General features: G+C 43.6%; 12 protein-coding genes. 2 read left to right on the top strand and 10 right to left on the bottom strand.

Annotation, left to right across the window (positions count from 1 at the left end):
* Window positions 1-236 precede the first annotated feature (236 nt).
* The 6 genes from ABZA00_RS09335 to pdhR all read right to left on the bottom strand — a co-directional run bounded on the left by ABZA00_RS09335 (window position 237) and on the right by pdhR (window position 11,046).
* Complete coding sequence (locus ABZA00_RS09335; RefSeq protein ID WP_372881892.1) at window positions 237-1,079, bottom strand: winged helix-turn-helix domain-containing protein; 843 nt, start codon at window positions 1,077-1,079, stop codon at window positions 237-239.
* Window positions 1,080-1,349: 270 nt separating this feature from the next.
* Window positions 1,350-3,983 carry a bifunctional aconitate hydratase 2/2-methylisocitrate dehydratase gene (gene acnB, locus ABZA00_RS09340; RefSeq protein WP_372881893.1) on the bottom strand — a complete coding sequence of 878 codons (2,634 nt, stop codon included), beginning with the start codon at window positions 3,981-3,983 and terminating at the stop codon, window positions 1,350-1,352.
* Between the two features lie 188 nt (window positions 3,984-4,171).
* Window positions 4,172-5,599: a dihydrolipoyl dehydrogenase gene (gene lpdA, locus ABZA00_RS09345; RefSeq protein ID WP_372881894.1), complete on the bottom strand. Its 1,428-nt coding sequence runs from the start codon at window positions 5,597-5,599 to the stop codon at window positions 4,172-4,174.
* A gap of 116 nt (window positions 5,600-5,715) precedes the next feature.
* Window positions 5,716-7,311, bottom strand: coding sequence for a pyruvate dehydrogenase complex dihydrolipoyllysine-residue acetyltransferase (aceF, locus tag ABZA00_RS09350; protein WP_372881895.1), 1,596 nt, complete (start codon window positions 7,309-7,311; stop codon window positions 5,716-5,718).
* A 57-nt stretch (window positions 7,312-7,368) separates the two neighbouring features.
* Window positions 7,369-10,032 (bottom strand): pyruvate dehydrogenase (acetyl-transferring), homodimeric type, encoded by a 2,664-nt coding sequence (gene aceE, locus ABZA00_RS09355; protein WP_372881896.1) that lies wholly within the window; start codon window positions 10,030-10,032, stop codon window positions 7,369-7,371.
* A gap of 276 nt (window positions 10,033-10,308) precedes the next feature.
* Window positions 10,309-11,046, bottom strand: a complete 738-nt coding sequence (gene pdhR, locus ABZA00_RS09360) for a pyruvate dehydrogenase complex transcriptional repressor PdhR (RefSeq protein WP_372881903.1) — start codon at window positions 11,044-11,046, stop codon at window positions 10,309-10,311.
* Window positions 11,047-11,365: 319 nt separating this feature from the next.
* Between pdhR and ABZA00_RS09365 the strand changes: the two genes are divergently transcribed.
* Window positions 11,366-12,250, top strand: coding sequence for an AEC family transporter (locus ABZA00_RS09365; RefSeq protein WP_372881897.1), 885 nt, complete (start codon window positions 11,366-11,368; stop codon window positions 12,248-12,250).
* A 114-nt stretch (window positions 12,251-12,364) separates the two neighbouring features.
* On the opposite strand, the gene ABZA00_RS09370 is transcribed toward ABZA00_RS09365, so the two are convergent.
* The 4 genes from ABZA00_RS09370 to guaB all read right to left on the bottom strand — a co-directional run bounded on the left by ABZA00_RS09370 (window position 12,365) and on the right by guaB (window position 17,709).
* Window positions 12,365-13,339 (bottom strand): 2-hydroxyacid dehydrogenase, encoded by a 975-nt coding sequence (locus tag ABZA00_RS09370; protein ID WP_372881898.1) that lies wholly within the window; start codon window positions 13,337-13,339, stop codon window positions 12,365-12,367.
* Window positions 13,340-13,437: 98 nt separating this feature from the next.
* Entirely contained in the window at window positions 13,438-13,980 is a 543-nt protein-coding gene (gene ampD / locus ABZA00_RS09375) for a 1,6-anhydro-N-acetylmuramyl-L-alanine amidase AmpD (RefSeq protein WP_372881899.1), read from the bottom strand.
* A 559-nt stretch (window positions 13,981-14,539) separates the two neighbouring features.
* Entirely contained in the window at window positions 14,540-16,120 is a 1,581-nt protein-coding gene (guaA, locus tag ABZA00_RS09380; RefSeq protein ID WP_372881900.1) for a glutamine-hydrolyzing GMP synthase, read from the bottom strand.
* Window positions 16,121-16,242: 122 nt separating this feature from the next.
* The gene (gene guaB, locus ABZA00_RS09385) at window positions 16,243-17,709 is read right to left on the bottom strand and encodes an IMP dehydrogenase (protein WP_372881901.1); all 1,467 of its coding nucleotides are present in this window, start codon (window positions 17,707-17,709) and stop codon (window positions 16,243-16,245) included.
* 204 nt (window positions 17,710-17,913) lie between these two features.
* On the opposite strand from guaB, the gene xseA reads away from it, so the two are divergent.
* Complete coding sequence (gene xseA / locus ABZA00_RS09390; RefSeq protein ID WP_372881902.1) at window positions 17,914-19,248, top strand: exodeoxyribonuclease VII large subunit; 1,335 nt, start codon at window positions 17,914-17,916, stop codon at window positions 19,246-19,248.
* The last annotated feature ends 412 nt before the right edge of the window (window positions 19,249-19,660 follow it).

The following is a 19,660-nucleotide window of genomic DNA, read 5'->3' on the forward strand; positions in this document are numbered from 1 at the left end:
AATTAGATGATCTATTTAGGCGTAGGAAAAATGGATGAAAGCAAGGCATTGATTGCAGTAACTAGTTGTTCTAATTGCAAAATCAATAACAAAGACTAAAACGTAGTTTTATGTCTAGCTAGCATTCATTTTAACAAGCATAAATGAATAGATAATTATCGGATTTGGTATTAAAATGGATACAAAAAAAAAGCTCCGGCGTTACCGCAGGAGCTTTTAATAAAAACTGATTAATATTATCTGTTAACCGCTTGAGGCTCTGCTTGAGCCATAACCTGTAAAACATCAGTCGGTACCAGTTCATATGCCGCTTGTGGTTTTAACACAACATTCGCTTTATTAGCCACCATTAACATCTGTTTTAAACGATTGCTCTCATATGGTTTAAGCAGTAAACCCTGAACATCCAACAAGCTGTTTAAGCCCAATAGTTCACGCTGAACATCAAAATGCGAACTTAAAATACAGGTATCGGCAGCAGCTGACGTTTTTCCGGTACGGATCCGCTTGATCAATTCAAGGCCGCTATTATCATTAAGCAATGAGTCAACAATAATCAAATCAAAATCCTGCAGTGCAACTGAGCGTTCCGCTTCAATACTGGTTGCAACACTTTCCACATAATTTACATGCAGGCTTTCTAATTTTTCAATTAACTGAATGCGTTCAGAATCCTGAGATTCAACCACCAATACTTTCATAGTATTAATAGAACTCACCGGATTTTCAATCGTTGCGATAGGCGTAACGACTTGATTATCGGAGATGCCAACGCCTTCCATACGCGCAATGTAACCACGTTTAGGAATAGTCATAATATTTAAGCCGTGCAGGCTTAGACTACCGATACTTTTACGCAACTGGGATATATGCTGGTTAATTGTATGATCTGTTACCAGACGTCCCCATACATGCTGGGCAAGATCTTCACGCGTTACTACGGTATTAACATTTTTACATAAAAAGTGCAATAAAGAGGTACGTAAAGGCCCAAGGTAAACCTTACGGTTGGTATGAATTAAACTATTTTGGCTAGTATCAATTAAGAATTCACCCACAACTAAACTTTTCTCTAACATAGCGATTACTCATTATTTTAAATTGAATTTTATATTCACACTAAACTAATGTTTCAACTATTGTTTCACCATCCTTGTTTTTAGTTTTAGTTTTGCGCGACTGAGGTCGAATTATATCAAATTAAAGTATAAAGACAATTTTTTATTGTATTATTTAAAAAATAAAACAAAATTTTTATTAAAAAACACAAATAAAATAATGACTTATATAAAAAATCCTTTAACCGAAAAGACAGAAAAAGGACTTTTATATATTAAAAGGGGAACAGCTTAGCTGACTTTTACCGGAATAATGGTATCAGCTTTATCCGTGTAACTTTTTATCTGATCAAAGTTCAGGTAACGGTAAGTATCTGCAGCAGTCGCATCCAATGTTTTAGCATACTTCATATACTCCTCAACCGTTGGCAACTTACCCTCAATAGCGGCAACAGCGGCCAGTTCAGCAGAACTCAAATAGACATTGGCATTGTTACCTAAACGATTTGGGAAGTTACGTGTTGATGTCGAAACCACCGTCGTATTATCACCCACCCGTGCCTGATTCCCCATACACAGAGAACAACCCGGCATTTCAGTACGTGCGCCAACTTTACCGAATATGCTGTAATAACCTTCATCAGAAAGTTGTGTTGCATCCATTTTAGTGGGTGGAGCAATCCACAAACGGGTCGGTAATTGCCCGGCAAATTTTTCCAGCAGGTTACCTGCTGCACGGAAATGCCCGATATTGGTCATACATGAACCGATAAATACTTCATCAATTGCCTGTCCGGCCAGCTCAGAGAGTAATTTCACATCATCGGGGTCATTAGGGCAGGCGAGAATAGGCTCTTTAATATCGTTTAAATTAATATCAATAACAGCAGCATATTCAGCATCTTTATCTGCTTCCATTAATTCCGGATTTGCCAGCCATGCTTCCATTCCCTCGATACGACGTGTAATAGTACGTTCATCGCCATAACCTTCAGCTATCATCCACTTAAGCATCACAATATTAGAGTTTAAGTATTCAATGATCGGCTCTTTATCCAGTTTGATAGAACAACCCGCTGCACTTCGCTCAGCTGAAGCATCAGAAAGTTCAAAGGCCTGCTCGACTTTCAGCGAAGAGAGCCCTTCTATCTCAAGAATTCGCCCGGAAAATATATTTTTCTTACCAGCCTTGGCAACGGTTAAATGACCGTCTTTGATCGCCTGATAAGGAATGGCATTAACTAAATCACGCAGTGTAATACCCGGTTGCAGCTCACCTTCAAAGCGCACTAATACTGATTCAGGCATATCCAGCGGCATAACCCCCGTCGCGGCGGCGAACGCTACCAGGCCGGAGCCTGCCGGAAAAGAGATACCAATTGGAAAGCGTGTATGCGAATCACCGCCAGTACCGACAGTATCAGGTAATAACATACGGTTTAGCCAGGAGTGAATAACACCATCACCCGGGCGTAACGAGATACCGCCACGATTGCGGATAAAATCAGGTAAAGTATGGTGAGTAATAACATCAATAGGTTTAGGGTAGGCACCGGTATGGCAGAAAGACTGCATTACTAAGTCAGCAGAGAAACCTAAACAGGCTAAATCTTTTAACTCATCACGTGTCATAGGGCCGGTCGTATCCTGAGAACCGACACTGGTCATTTTAGGTTCACAGTATTGCCCTGCACGCACCCCCTCTGTACCGCAGGCTTTACCAACCATTTTCTGCGCCAGGGTAAAGCCTTTCTCTGATACTTCAGTATCAACAGCAAGCTGGAAAACCGTGGACGGCTCAAGCCCTAAAGAGTTACGCGCACGCTCGGTTAAACCACGCCCGATAATAAGCGGAATACGGCCGCCGGCACGTACTTCATCAAGAATAATGTTGGTTTTTAAGGTAAATTGAGAAATTACTTCACCCGTGTCATGGTTTTTAACTACCCCCTGATGCGGGTAGATATCAATCACATCACCGGTATTTAATGCGCTAACATCCATCTCGATAGGCAATGCGCCTGAGTCTTCCATGGTATTAAAGAAAATAGGGGCGATTTTATTGCCGATACAAACACCACCGGCACGTTTATTAGGTACGTAGGGAATATCATTGCCCATAAACCATAAAACTGAGTTAGTTGCAGACTTACGGGAAGATCCGGTACCGACAACGTCGCCCACATAAACTAATGGATGACCTTTTTCTTTCAAAGCTTCAATCTGTTTGATAGGTCCGACTGCACCCTCCTGATCCGCAGTAATACCTTCGCGGGAGATTTTCAACATTGCCAGGGCATGCAGCGGGATATCAGGACGGGACCAGGCATCAGGGGCTGGTGATAAATCATCGGTATTGGTTTCACCCGGCACTTTAAAGACGGTCATGGTGAGCTTGTCAGGCACAGCAGGCTTTTCTAAAAACCAGCGCGCATCTGCCCATGCCTGCATCACTTCCTGAGCAGAAGCATTACCCGCTTTGGCTTTCTCTTCAACGTCATAAAAAGCATCAAACATCAACAGCGTATGAGAAAGTGCTTCCACTGCCAGAGGAGCAAGTGCGGCATTATCCAGCTGGGTAACCAGTGATTCAATATTGTAACCGCCCTGCATCGTACCTAACAACTTAACCGCATGCTCGGGAGAAACAGTAGGCGATTTGGTTTCGGCACAGGCAACGGCAGATAAAAACCCTGCTTTAATATAAGCAGCCTCATCAACACCGGGCGGGATACGGTTTTCTAATAGATCCAGAAGAAACGCTTCTTCGCCCTGTGGGGGATTTTTTAACAATTCAACTAATGCTGCTGTTTGTTCAGCATTCAAAGGTTGTGGAACAATGCCTTGTTCGGCACGTTCAGCGACATGTTTACGATAAGCTTCTAGCACAATAGTAACCTCTTGTTGCAGCGAAATAATTCGCATTATTGGAATCGTTTTGAAAGAAAATGTTGCAAAAGTATAGCCTATCACTAATGCAAATAATATAAAATGAATAAGCCAGTTTATAGCAAGTTATTAAAATGTTAACAAAATCTTCTCTGCTGAAAATTTTTAAAAAAAAGGCAACTCAATGAGTTGCCTAATAAATTCACGACCCGCAGGGGAATACGTTATTTACGTTTCACCGCTTTTGCATTAGGCAGGTCAGTAATTGAACCTTCGTATATCTCGGCAGCAAGACCAACAGACTCATGAAGTGTTGGGTGAGCATGAATAGTTAAAGCAATATCTTCAGCATCACAGCCCATCTCGATTGCCAGACCGATTTCACCTAATAACTCACCGGCATTGGTACCTACAACTGCGCCACCGATAACACGGTGTGTCTCTTTATCAAAGATAAGCTTGGTCATACCATCACTACAATCAGATGCGATTGCACGCCCGGAAGCTGCCCAAGGGAATACTGATTTTTCATAATTAATCCCCTGCTCTTTAGCTTCTTTTTCAGTCAGACCAACCCAAGCCATTTCCGGCTCAGTGTAAGCGATTGAAGGAATTGTTTTAGGATCAAAATAATGTTTTTTACCCGCGATAACTTCCGCCGCCACATGGCCTTCATGCACACCTTTATGCGCCAGCATAGGCTGACCGACGATATCACCAATAGCGTGAATATGGGGTACGTTAGTATGCATCTGTTTATCTACTTCGATAAAACCACGCTCGGTCACTGTGATCCCGGCTTTTTCAGCATCAAGCGAAAGGCCGTTTGGCACACGACCAACAGCCACCAGTACTGCATCATAAGGTTTTGCTTCAGTAGGTGCACTTTCCCCTTCAAAAGAAACATAAAGCGCATCTTCTTTTGCTTCAACGGCGGTCACTTTAGTTGACAGCATGATATTAAATTTATTTTTTACTTTCTTGGTGTAAACCTGCACGATATCGATATCGGCTGCCGGTACTAACTGGTCTGCAAACTCAACAACATCAACAGCAGAGCCTAAAGATTTATATACAGTTCCCATTTCCAGGCCGATAATACCACCGCCTAAAATAAGCAGGCGTTTTGGCACACAACGCAGTTCCAGTGCGTCTGTAGAGTCCCATACACGATGATCATCATGAGGAATGAAAGGTAATTTAACCGGACGCGAACCCGCTGCTATGATTGCATTATCAAAGCTAACCTTGGTAATTTCGTCTTCACCTCTAACTTCGATTGTGTTGGCACCGGTGAATTTACCAAAGCCATTAATAACTGTCACTTTACGCATTTTAGCCATACCTTTCAGGCCGCCGGTAAGCTGTGACACCACTTTATTTTTCCAAATCCGGATTTTATCAATATCCGTTGATGGTTCGCCGAATAAAACACCATGTTCAGAAAGCGCTTTAGCTTCTTCAATTACTTTTGATACATGCAACAGGGCTTTAGACGGGATACAACCCACATTTAAACAAACACCACCCAATGTACTGTATTTCTCGATTATTACTGTTTCTAACCCTAAATCGGCTGCCCGGAATGCTGCTGAATATCCAGCTGGGCCTGAACCTAATACCACAACTTGTGCTTTAATTTCTTTACTCATTTTGACCTCTATATTTTAGCCGTTACGCCAGAAAAACGGTTGAAGTTTTTCGAGTCTATTTTATTGTTTAATAAATGCAAAATAAAAGGTCGACAATTGCCGACCTGGTAACACAATTATAAAATCAGCGTACGTAAATCAGATAGGTAATTATTGATAGCAGTGATGAAACGCGCACCATCTGCACCATCAATTACGCGGTGATCATAGGAAAGTGCTAGAGGCACCATTAAGCGCGGCTCAAACTCTTTACCATTCCATAACGGTTTCATTGCTGATTTTGAAACGCCTAAAATAGCCACTTCCGGTGCATTTACGATAGGTGTAAATTGTGTACCGCCAATACCACCAAGACTGGAGATAGTCATGCTGCCACCCTGCATATCTTTAGCAGTTAATTTACCGGCACGCGCTTTCTTGGAAATTTCACCGATTTCACGGCTGATATCGTAGATACCTTTGTTCAATACATCATTTATCACAGGTACAACCAGACCGTTTGGTGTATCTACCGCAATACCGATATTGAAGTATTTCTTCAGGATCAAACTTTCACCATCTTCAGAAAGAGAAGAGTTAAAGTTAGGGTATTGTTGCAGCGCTTTGGCAACAGCTTTCATCATAAAGACTAACGGGCTGATTTTCAGACCTAAGTCCTGCTTGGCGGCAACCGCATTTTGCTCTTTACGGAATGTTTCAAGTTCAGTGATATCTACTTCATCAAATTGGGTAACATGTGGAATGCTGACCCAGTTACGGTGCAGAGCAGGACCGGAGATTTTCTGAATTCGGGAAAGCGGCTTAATTTCAACTTCACCAAATTTAGCAAAATCCACTTTTGGAGCTGCTGCCACCTGCAGGCCGCCAGCGCCGCCACCTGATTTAGCTAACAGCAGCTGTTTTTTAACATAAGTTTGAACATCTTCTTTGGTGGTCCGTCCTTTAGGGCCGGTTGCCGGGATCACGGCAAGATCCAGGCTAAACTCGCGCGCAGTACGACGCACTGAAGGAGATGCTTTAATGGAACCGGCAATAGAGACTTGTGAAGGCGCTAACTGCTCAGCTGGCGCAGCTTTTGGAGCGGCAACAGGCGCTTTTGCTGTTTCAGCAACGGCTTTCGGTGCTGCAGCTGCAGGCGCAGGCGCAGGCGCAGGCGCAGCAGAACCCTGTACTTCCACCATTAAAATCAATGAACCTTCAGAAACTTTGTCACCCGCCGCGACTTTAATTTCTTTAACAACACCGGCAAAGGGTGCAGGTACATCCATAGAGGCTTTATCACCTTCAACAGATAGGATATCTTGCTCTGCAGCGATAGTATCACCGACAGAGACTAATACTTCCGTCACTTCAACTTCATCACCGCCGATATCAGGTAGACAAAGTTCTTTTACTTCGCTTGCAGCGGCAGGTGCCGGAGCAGCTTCAGCGGCAGGTGCGGGAGCGGCAGCAGGTGCTTCAGCAGCAGCCGAACCGGCAGCTTCAACAAGCAGTACCAGAGTTCCTTCTGAAACACTGTCACCTACATTTACTTTAATTTCTTTAACCACACCGGCAACCGATGATGGTACATCCATTGATGCTTTATCACCTTCAATAGTTAAAATATCTTGATCTTCGGCGATTGTGTCACCAACAGAAACTAAGATTTCAGTAACATCAGCCGCGTCAGCACCAATATCAGGTAGTAAAAATTCTTTTAATTCAGACATAATAATTTTCCTAATCAATAAAAGTCGGTGTTAGCCTTGATTAACACCGAGACTGATTTATGCAAATAATGGGTTAATTTTGTTTGTATCGATAGCGAATTTAGCAATTGCCTCTGTTACTACAGATGCTTCAATATCACCGCGTTTCGCAAGCTCAGAAAGCGCTGCTACAACGACATAACTGGCATTTACTTCAAAATGACGACGTAAGTTTTCACGGCTGTCACTGCGGCCGTAACCATCGGTACCTAATACTTTGTAAGAATCAGCAGGAATAAACGCACGCACTTGCTCTGCATAGTTTTTCATGTAATCCGTTGCCGCAATGGTCGGCTCATTACCCAGTACATCAGTGATGTAGGCGGTTTTTTGTTCAGCTTCCGGATTTAACATGTTGAAACGTTCAACATCTTGACCGTCACGTGTTAACTCATTAAAGGAAGTCACTGAGAAGACATCGGAAGCCACATTGTATTCTTCACTTAGAATTTGTGCTGCTTTACGTACTTCATTCATGATCGTGCCTGAACTTAACAGCTGTACTTTGTTGCTGCCGGCATGCGATTCAAGTTTGTAAATACCTTTACGGATACCTTCTTCAGCACCTGCAGGCATTGCTGGCATGGCGTAATTTTCATTCATCACAGTTAAGTAATAGAAGACATTTTCCTGTTTCTCACCATACATGCGCTCAATACCGTCTTGAACGATAACCGCTAACTCGTAAGCAAACGTCGGGTCATAAGAGATACAGTTAGGGATAGTATTTGCCTGAATGTGGCTGTGACCATCTTCATGCTGTAAACCTTCACCATTTAGCGTTGTACGACCGGCTGTGGCACCTAATAAGAAACCACGAGCTTGTTGGTCACCCGCCATCCAGGCCATATCACCAATACGCTGGAAACCAAACATAGAGTAATAGATGTAGAACGGAATCATAGGTAAATCATTAGTGCTGTAAGACGTTGCAGCAGCGACCCAGGAAGACATAGAGCCTAGTTCGTTGATACCTTCCTGTAATACCTGACCAGATGTTGCTTCTTTATAGTATGAAACAACGCCGCGGTCTTCCGGTGTGTATTCCTGACCATGAGGGTTATAAATACCTACTTGGCGGAAGAGACCTTCCATACCGAAAGTACGCGCTTCATCGGCAATAATTGGTACAATATTTTTACCAATACCTTTGTCTTTTAATAGAATATTCAGAATACGTACGTAAGCCATGGTTGTTGATATTTCACGCTTTTGCTCTTGTAAAAGCGGCGCGAATTTCTCCAACTCCGGTACTGCAAGTTTTTCAGAAAATTTAGGTAAACGTTTAGGTGTGTAACCTAATAGTGCTTTTCGATGACCGTGTAAGTATTGATATTCTTCAGAGCCTTCTTCAAGTGTTAAGTAGGGTAGCGTTGCCGCTTTGTCGTCACTTAACAGATCCTGCAAACCTAGACGATCACGTAAACTTTGAATATGTGATTCATTCATTTTCTTCACGCCATGGGCAATATTTTTACCCTCAGCTGCAGCGCCCATACCGTAACCTTTAACAGTTTTAGCCAGAATAACGGTTGGTTTGCCCTGTGTGTCCTGCGCGTTTTTGAATGCCGCATAAAGCTTCGATGAGTCATGACCGCCACGCTTAAGTGCGAAGATCTCTTCATCCGTCCATGTTGCGACTAAAGCGGCTGTTTCAGGGTATTTCCCGAAGAAATGCTCGCGAACGTAAGCACCATCTTTGGATTTAAAGGTCTGATAATCACCATCAACGGTTTCTTCCATTAATTGCAGCAGTTTACCCGATGAATCTTGTGCAAGCAGAGAATCCCAGTTGCCACCCCAGATAACTTTGACCACATTCCAGCCAGCGCCATGAAATAGACCTTCAAGTTCCTGGATAATACTACCGTTACCCATTACCGGACCATCTAAGCGTTGTAAATTACAGTTAATTAAGAAACATAAATTATCTAGTTTTTCACGCGCGGCAAATGATAAAGAACCTCGAGATTCCGGCTCATCCATTTCACCATCGCCAAGGAAAGCATAAACACGCTGATTCGCCGTTGGTTTTAACCCACGACCATCAAGATATTTTAAGAAACGTGCCTGATAAATCGCTGCAATTGGTCCAAGCCCCATCGATACCGTCGGGAACTGCCAGAATTCAGGTAACAGCTTTGGATGCGGGTAAGAAGGCAGCCCTTTACCATCAACTTCCTGACGGAAGTTATCAAGCTGCTCAGCTGTTAAACGCCCTTCTACGAAAGCACGTGCATAGATACCAGGAGAGATATGACCTTGATAATAGACTAGATCACCGCCATCAGTTTCATTCGGTGCACGAAAGAAATGATTAAAACAGACTTCGTAGAATGCCGCTGCAGACTGATAAGAAGCCATATGGCCCCCCAAATCCAACTCTTTTTTCGAAGCGCGCATGACAATCATGATCGCATTCCAACGAATAATTGAACGAATGCGGCGTTCTATAGCAAAATCACCAGGGTACATTGGCTGCTCGGCCAACGGAATAGTATTAACATAACTGGTATTAATATCCGTTGGTAACTTAACACCCTCTATACGAGCTTGCTCAGTTAGTTTTTTAATTATGAACTGAGCACGTTCAGTCCCTTCATCTTCGAGAATAGTAGCCAGTGCATCAAGCCACTCAGAAGTTTCTTGCGAATCAATATCACTGTTTAGGATGTCAGTCATGACCGGTTCCTTTGTTTATCACTAGATAATCTCAGCCGTTAAGCTAAGCGTTTATTTCAAAACCATTTAGATTAACCATTACCCCTTATCAACACCTTTAAAAAATGTCCTGATAATAAATAATCTAAAAAGCTAATTGCATTAACTGTTTTTCGAAAGTAAAAAACATTCCAGTTTCAATATCTTTCGGCACGTAACAGCACTAAACGTGTATTTTAATGTAGCTCTAATAAAAAGATTTTTATAAATTATTAATTTGACCTAAAACTGAAAGACTTATTCATGCCGGAATGCACTTTCTTCGCGCAACTTTTCCAGGCGTGTCTCTTCGATATAAATTAAATGCTTTTCCGATGCCTGTTGCGCTTTCTTCGGTTCTTTTGACAGTATTGCATTAAGAAGCTGTAAACGATGCTGATGAATTTTTTTAGCCACTTCGGGATATTGATAAAGTAGTCTGACATTATCTGCGATATTTTTTTCAAGCAGAGGTTGAATACCGCGCGCTAAGTGTAAAAAGACCACATTGTGGGAAGCCTCTACCACCGACATATAAAATAGAACAACACAATTAATCTCTAATTCAAGATTGTTTTGTTTCTGCGCTTTCTCTATTTCAGCAAAACAATGCTTAATCTTTTTATAATCTTCGCCGCTGCCGCGCAAGGCAGCGTAATAAGCCGAGAAACCCTCAAAGGCATGGCGAAACTCTAATAAATCGTATTGCGATTCAGGGTGTGAATTTAATAATTCAAATAGAGGATCGGTTAATTCAGATCTTAACTCTCTTTTAACATAAGTTCCGCCACCCTGACGGCGTGCCAGTAATCCTTTAGACTCCAGTCTCTGCATTGCTTCGCGCAGCGAGGGACGGGAGACATCAAATTGTTTCGCCAACTCACGCTCAGGCGGCAACTTTTCACCTAACTCTAAGGAACCGTCCAGGATCATGCTTTCAAGGCGATTTTCAATCACATCTGCAAGTTTCGGCTGTTTGATTTTTGCGTAAGCCATAATGCCCTTAATAAACGGAAATTGATCCGGCGAAATCATTGGTATTACCAATTTACTTTTAGTCATATAAATTAACAATTATTTTACCAGACGTCCAGCTTATATTGATGCAAATCAATAAATATTACTCCCTCTTTAATTCACCTGCCTAAAATAGCAAATGGTAAGACCAATTAATTATAATTGTTAACAAAATGTGCGTTGATTCACATTTAATACTACAAATAAAACAGGTTGTTTATTGGCCGATTATCGGGGCTGTTAAACACTGCATAACTATGATTTAATGAGTGCATTCCTATCTATTTGAATTATCACTATGTTATTTCGCATCATAGAAATTTTATTTCCTATGTTTGCTGTTGTCGTTGCCGGTTACATTTGTGCACGCCGCACTTCGATCAACATGGGACCGATCAATAAGCTTAATTTAGATTATTTTGCCCCGGCACTTGTTTTTGCTTCTTTGGTGAATATGCCTCTGGGAATAAAACAGGTAAATCTGATTTCAGCGAGCCTGATTGCGGTGATACTTCCGGGCCTGCTGATGGCGGGCGTATGCCACATTTACCGTCTGGACCTTAAAATATGGGTTCCCCCGCATATGTTTCGCAACAGCGGCAATTTAGCGATACCACTTTTTGTCTATACCTTCGGTGAGATGGTGAAGAGTGATGCGGTATTATTAATGGTGGTGTCAACCTGCCTGCAGATGACCCTGGGACTTTTTATTATCAGCGGCGTTAATAAACAGGGCATAAAACAATTGCTAAAAATGCCAATCATGTATGCGACTGTTTTAGCACTGACACTTAACTTAGCCCATGTCGATATCTGGAAGCCGGTATTGGAGGCAGCAAATTTACTCGGTGAAAGTGCCATACCGTTAATGCTTTTTTCATTAGGCACTCAGTTGGTTTATTTAAACCGCTCGGGCCTAAAAATTGGATTGATTAGCACGCTAACCTCTCTGCTGACCGGTGCAATCACCTTCACCGTCATACAGTTTTTTATCCCCCTGGCACACATCCAACTGCAGATGATGGTGCTGTTTACCATGTTACCGCCAGCCGTTATGAACTATTTATTTGCAGAAAGGTATAAACTTGATGGCCCTGCGGTTGCGGCAATGGTGCTTTACGGCAACTTTTTATCATTGTTTACCATGCCGATACTGCTGTGGTTTGCATTTACAGTACTGTAAGTGACTACGCCGGGGAAATTGCGCCAGCAGTAACAAATATTGGAACTACGGGTGACGGCTGAGCAAATTTTCGAGCGACCTCCTTAAAATAGCGAATCACTTTTCAGTCAATACTTACTTTATTAAGTGCGTGTTTGCGCAGTTTTTTGCAATATCACCATTGAGTGCGGCAATAAGATTGTCGACCGCAGTGCGGGCCATTTTAAGTCGCGTTTCCAGCGTGGCAGATCCGGTATGCGGCAACAATACCGCGTTGTCTAATCTGCACAGTGGCGAGTTTCCTGGCAATGGCTCCATTTCAAATACATCAAGTCCTGCTGCGCGGATGGTTTTATTTTGCAGAGCATCAATAAGATCAGCTTCATTGACAACTTTTCCACGTGCCCCGTTAATAAAAATCGCCTCCCTGTGCATTATTTCAAACTCCGCTTTGGCAAACATTTTTTCCGTTTCCAGCGTTAGCGGCACTAATACACAGACAAAATCGGAGGTTTTCAGCAGCGTTGTCAAGTCCGTGCGCCGTGCACCTAATTCCTGTTCAGCTTTTTCATTGGCGCTGCGATTGAAATAGTTGATTTTCATATCAAAGCCTAGGTGAGCACGCTTAGCTAAGGCATACCCGATACGCCCCATACCGACCACGCCCAGGGTTTTGCCATACACATCCACGCCAAAGTGCTCGCTGCCGATACTTGCCTGCCAGCGCCCTTCGCGTACCATATTTGACAGCTCAACGGCACGACGTGCAGTACACATCATCAGCATAAATATAGTATCGGCCGTTGTATCGGTGAGCACCGAAGGCGTATGCATCAGGGGCACGCTACGGGCACTAAGATAATCTAAATCAAACCGGTCAGTACCGACTGAAATTGTTGATATGGCTTTTAACTTGCTTGCTTTATCTAAAATAGCAGCAGGCATTGGCGCACTTGCTCCAATTAACCCCTCTGCTTGCGCTAACGCACCCAGGAAACTTTCACGATTTTGCTCATTAATGCCCTCAAAACAGGACAATTCAAAATGCGCTTTCAATCTGTTTAACTGCTCTTCAGGAATCTTTTTATACAACACCACTTTTTTCTTCATACTTTTCTCCAGATTTAGCATTAAATGACTCCGGCAACTGCGCAGGCTTATTTGATTACATCCTCTGAAAAATATTCACAGCAGCATTAGTTAAAAATTTACTTTAATAAGTGCAAATAATAATCCCAATCGAACTTTGGGCCGGGATCGGTTTTTCTCTGCGGGGCAATATCACTGTGGGCAACGATATGCTTGTTCTTAATCGCAGGATAGTATTGCTGAAGTTGCCGGGTCAGGGCTGCCAGTGCTCGATACTGCGCTTCTGTGTAGCTTGTTTTATCTGTGCCTTCCAGTTCAATACCGATAGAGTAATCGTTACAGCCCGGCACACCTTCAAAACAGGATATACCTGCATGCCAGGCGCGTTTCTGAAAAGGCACATATTGTTCAACCTCACCAGTGCGGCGAATCACACAATGTGCAGACACTTCCAATCCTTCAAGGTCGGCAAAACTGGGATGAGCAGAACAATCTAAGCACCCGGTAAACAGTTGCTCAATTTCTTTACCACCGTAAACACCTTCGGGAAGACTGATGCAATGGATAACCAGTAAACTCGGCTGACAGGCTGGCGGACGTTCATTAAAAAAAGGGGAAGCGATCTGTTTGGCAGCCTGATAAACCCCGGATTTATTAATCATTACAGTTCCTTGGTTGAAGACTACAAGTTATCAGTTATCAGCTATTAGCTATTAGCTATTAGCTATTAGCTATCAGCTATTAGCTATCAGCTATCAGCTATCAGCTAACGACTAACCGCTGACGACTAACCGCTGACGACTAACCGCTGACGGCTAACGACTAACCGCTGACGACTAACCGCTGACGACTAACCGCTGACGACTAACCGCTGACGGCTAACCGCTGACGGCTAACCGCTGACGGCTAACGACTAACCGCTGACGACTAACCGCTGACGGCTGACGACTAACCGCTGACGACTAACCGCTGACGGCTGACGACTAACCGCTGACGACTAACCGCTGACGACTAACCGCTGACGACTAACCGCTGACGACTAACCGCTGACGGCTAACGACTAACCGCTGACGGCTGACGGCTGACGGCTGACGGCTGACGGCTGACGGCTGACGGCTGACGGCTGACGGCTGACGGCTGACGGCTGACTCACATCATAACCCGAATTGCAGGCAAAAAAAAAGGCGCATAAAGCGCCTTAATTTAATTATTCAGTAGAAATTATTCCCACTCGATGGTCGCAGGCGGTTTACCTGAAACATCGTATACTACACGCGAGATACCATCAATTTCATTGATAATCCGATTTGATACATGACCGATTAATTCATAAGGCAAGTGTGACCAGCGTGCGGTCATAAAGTCGATAGTTTCAACACAACGCAGTGAAACAACCCAATCGTATTTACGGCAATCCCCCATTACACCTACAGAGCGTACCGGCAGGAAGACCACAAATGCCTGGCTTACTTTATGATAAAGATCGGCTTTGTGCAGCTCTTCAATAAAGATAGCATCGGCGCGGCGCAGTAAATCACAGTATTCTTTCTTCACTTCGCCAAGCACACGAACACCTAAACCAGGTCCCGGGAACGGATGACGGTAAAGCATGTTGTAAGGTAAACCTAACTCTAAACCTATTTTACGCACTTCATCTTTAAACAGTTCGCGCAGCGGTTCAACCAGCCCCATTGCCATATCATCAGGTAATCCGCCGACATTATGATGAGACTTGATCACATGTGCTTTACCGGTTTTAGATGCAGCTGATTCGATAACATCCGGGTAGATAGTTCCCTGAGCCAACCATTTTGCATTGCTTAGTTTTTTAGACTCTTCATCGAAGATTTCTACAAATACACGACCGATGATCTTACGTTTCGCTTCAGGCTCATCTACACCAGCCATCTGCTCCAGGAAACGATGTTCCGCATTAACATGGATAATATTCAGTCCAAAATGATCCCCGAACATCTCCATAACCTGTTTGCCTTCATTTAAACGCAATAAACCGTTATCGACAAACACACAGGTCAACTTATCACCGATCGCCCGTTGTAATAACATCGCTACAACGGATGAATCAACACCACCGGAAAGACCAAGAATAACTTCATCGTCACCAATCTGCTCTTTCATACGCGCAACCGCATCTTCGATGATTGACGCTGGCGTCCACAGTGTCTCACAACCACAGATATCAACCACGAAATGACGTAACATACGCTCACCCTGGCGGGTATGCGTTACCTCAGGGTGGAACTGTACGCCATAAAAGCGTTTCTCTTCATTGGCAATAGCGGCAAACTTACAGGTTGATGTGTTGGCAACCGTTACAAAGCCGGCAGGGATCGCAGAGACTTTATCACCATGGCTCATCCAGACATCTAACAGCGCATTACCGTTATCTGCAACCGCATCTTCAATAGACTTGAATAATTCACAGGTATTTTGTACTTCTATCTGCGCGTAACCAAATTCACCTTCGCCTTCACCTTTAATGACCGCACCGCCAAGTTGCTCAGACATGGTCTGCATACCGTAACAGATACCCAATACAGGTACGCCTGCATTGAAAACATATTCAGGTGCTCGTGGAGAGCCTTCGGCAGTCACACTCTCAGGGCCACCAGCCAGGATAATACCATTAGCATTAAAGTCTTTGATATCCTGCTCGTCAACATCCCAGCTCCAAAGTTCACAGTAAACACCAATCTCACGGATACGGCGCGCGATAAGTTGTGTATATTGAGAACCAAAGTCTAAAATTAGAATTCGCTGTTCATGAATGTTCTTGCTCATTGAGTAACCCTTTTAATAAAAAATAAAAGAAGACCAGGTCTTCTTTGAAAATATTGTATATGCAGGAAGTCGTCGCAAACGCTCAATATAGCGGCGCTGCGACGCAGTAGCAGTAGTAGCGATTAATCACCAGTACGGTAGTTTGGCGCTTCTTTTGATATCACTACATCATGCACGTGACTTTCACCCATACCGGCACTGGTGATCTTCACAAACATTGCTTTGGTGTTCATTTCGTGAATGGTTGCACAACCGGTCAGTCCCATAGAAGAACGTATACCACCCATTTGCTGATGAATAATCTCTTTTACTTTACCTTTATAAGCAACACGACCTTCAATACCTTCCGGCACTAACTTATCTGCCGCATTATCTGATTGGAAGTAACGATCCGATGACCCCTGAGACATCGCGCCTAAGGATCCCATACCGCGGTATGATTTGTATGAGCGCCCCTGATATAAAATAATTTCACCAGGTGATTCTTCCGTACCCGCAAACATACCGCCAACCATCACACAAGATGCTCCCGCTGCTAATGCTTTAGCGATATCACCGGAAAAACGGATACCGCCATCGGCGATAACCGGCACTCCAGTACCTTCAAGGGCGGCTACCGCATCTGAAATAGCGGTAATTTGCGGTACACCAACACCTGTCACAATACGGGTAGTACAGATAGAGCCCGGGCCGATGCCCACTTTAACCGCACTACAGCCGGCTTCAACTAATGCCAGAGCACCCTCACCCGTTGCAATGTTACCGCCAATAATATCTAAATCAGGGTACGCTGCACGGGTGGCTTTAATACGGTCTAATACACCTTGAGAATGGCCATGGGACGAATCAATTAACAGTACATCAACACCCGCAGCCACTAAAGCTGCAACACGTTCTTCATTACCGGCGCCGGCACCAACTGCTGCCCCTACGCGTAAACGCCCTAATTCATCTTTACATGCATTAGGTTTCTGCTCGGCTTTACGGAAATCTTTTACCGTGATCATGCCGCGTAATTTGAAGTTATCGTCAGTTAACAATACTTTTTCAATACGGTGAGCGTGCATTAATTTCTCAATTTCATCACGCGGGGTGTCTGGTTTAGCAGTAACAAGATCAGCTTTACCAGTCATCACAGAAGAAACAAGTTTGCTTAAATCCGTTTCAAATAAAACATCACGACCGGTAATAATACCGACTAACTCACCTGAGTTTTCAACAACAGGATAACCTGCAAAACCATGCTTGAAGGTTAATTCTTTAATTTCTGCCAGTGTTGTATCGGGAGAAACTGTAATGGGGTTGGCAACCACGCCGCTTTCATGGATTTTGACTAAACGAACTTCTTCAGCCTGACGTTCAATTGACATGTTTTTGTGGATAAAACCAATGCCGCCTTCCTGGGCTAAAGCAATCGCAAAACGTGCTTCTGTAACAGTGTCCATCGCTGCAGAAACAACAGGAATATTTAATGAGATATTTGGTGTTAATTGGGTTTTTAGATCGGCGGTGTTCGGCAGTACAGTCGAATGGCTAGGTACTAATAATACATCATCATATGTTAATGCATCTTTTAAAATTCTTAGCATTGCAATATCTCACTTAGAGTTGGATTAAATTGATCATCTCCCCAATTTGCTTGGGTATGATATTGCGGTGGGATTTTAATCGTTATGTGACGCAAGTACAATTAAAAAATCACCTTTAACGCAACTCTTTTTATCATTTCCTGTAAATGCCGGTAAATGCTAGGATATGCTGCAATTTATATTGATCAGCAATAGCGGTAAACCATGATAAATACCAACAATAAGAATATTTACAGCGTCAGTTCTCTCAATCGCGCAGCTAAGTCAATCCTTGAAACAGGCTTGGGGGTGATTTGGTTATCAGGTGAAATTTCTAATTTAACCATTGCCGTTTCCGGCCACTGGTACTTCACTCTGAAAGATCACAGTGCGCAGATACGTTGTGCAATGTTTAAAGGTAATAATCATCGCACCGGTTTCACGCCAAAACATGGTCAGCAGGTGTTGGTGCGCGGCAAACTGAGTCTCTATGAGGCACGCGGTGATTATCAATTAATTGTTGAAAGTATGGCGCCCGAAGGAGATGGTTTATTAAAACAGCAATTTGAAGAACTAAAATTCAAATTAGCCGCTGAAGGCCTCTTTTCTGAAAGTCATAAAAAGCCCCTGCCGCAATTAATCAGGCGGATTGGCATTATCACCTCGTCTACGGGGGCTGCTGTTCACGATATCCTCAGTATTTTGCAGCGCCGCGATCCGCGCTTACAAGTTATTATTTATCCTTCATTAGTTCAGGGTGCAGCCAGCGCCGCATCGGTTGCGGCACAAATTCAACTGGCCAATGTACGTAATGAATGTGATCTGTTAATTGTCGGTCGCGGCGGCGGCTCACTGGAGGACTTATGGTGTTTTAATGAGGCAGTTGTTGCTTATGCAATCTACAACAGCCGGTTACCAGTTATCAGCGCAGTTGGACATGAGATTGATGTCACTATTGCCGACTTTGTCGCGGATGTACGTGCAGCCACCCCTTCCGCCGCCGCCGAGCTGGTCAGCCAAAATAAAGCCTTCCATCAAACCCAATTAGATACGCTAACCGGGCGGATCAAGCAGGCAATTCAAGCTCAGTTACAATTAAAATCACACCGCCATGCTTTAATAAAAGAAAAGCTGCTTAATCTACACCCTAAACATAAATTGCAGCAACAAACCCTGCAGCTAGATGAACTCAGTTTACGCTTGCAACACGCACTGCAGGCCACGATAAACAATAAAAAACAACATGCGCAGTTCCTGCATAATGCTTTATCCCGGCAAAGTCCTGAACACTTTATTTCAGTAGAGCAGCAAAAACACCAGCAGCTGCTGCACCGCTTAACACATGCGGCTCAAACAAGCCTCAAACAGCAAGAGCGTTTGTTACACAACAGGATAACTCAACTGAATGCCGTCAGCCCGCTGGCAACGCTGGCACGCGGTTATGCGATTGTTAAAGATTCACAAGGTCAGGTCACCACCGACCCCGCGAAACTGCAACCCGGTGATCAGATAGAGATTCGTTTGCATAAAGGTGAAATTAAAGCGCAGGTGGTAGGTTGATGGGCTGTCGGCTGTCGGCCTGTCTCTTAGTCACAAGTACAGAATACTTTCGCTCGAAGTGTTTGGTTTAGCTTTTGTCGTTGGTAGTTTCGCCCTGACGGCGACTAGACGATTAGAAACCGAAACACTGTTTCGCAGTTCAAGGAAGTCATGCTTCTAAATGCCGAAAAAAAGTAGGCAAAAAGCGTCACATACAGGGACGGCAGAGCCTGTCTCGCTCATAAACCTGAACTGTCGTTCAATTCGCCTGGCCATTTTTTTAATCTTGCACCTGATCTTCCGCACCTGTTTTAAGAATAAATCTGCCTGTAACGTTCTCCTAAACAGTCAATAATAACTTGCTGTTGCTCCTTCCAATTCACCACCATAGGAGCTTGTTCCTCCAGATAAATAACCGTAACGCCTTGGAAGC

Origin of the sequence: Psychromonas sp. (genome assembly GCF_041586535.1) — a bacterium.
Taxonomy (GTDB): domain Bacteria; phylum Pseudomonadota; class Gammaproteobacteria; order Enterobacterales; family Psychromonadaceae; genus Psychromonas.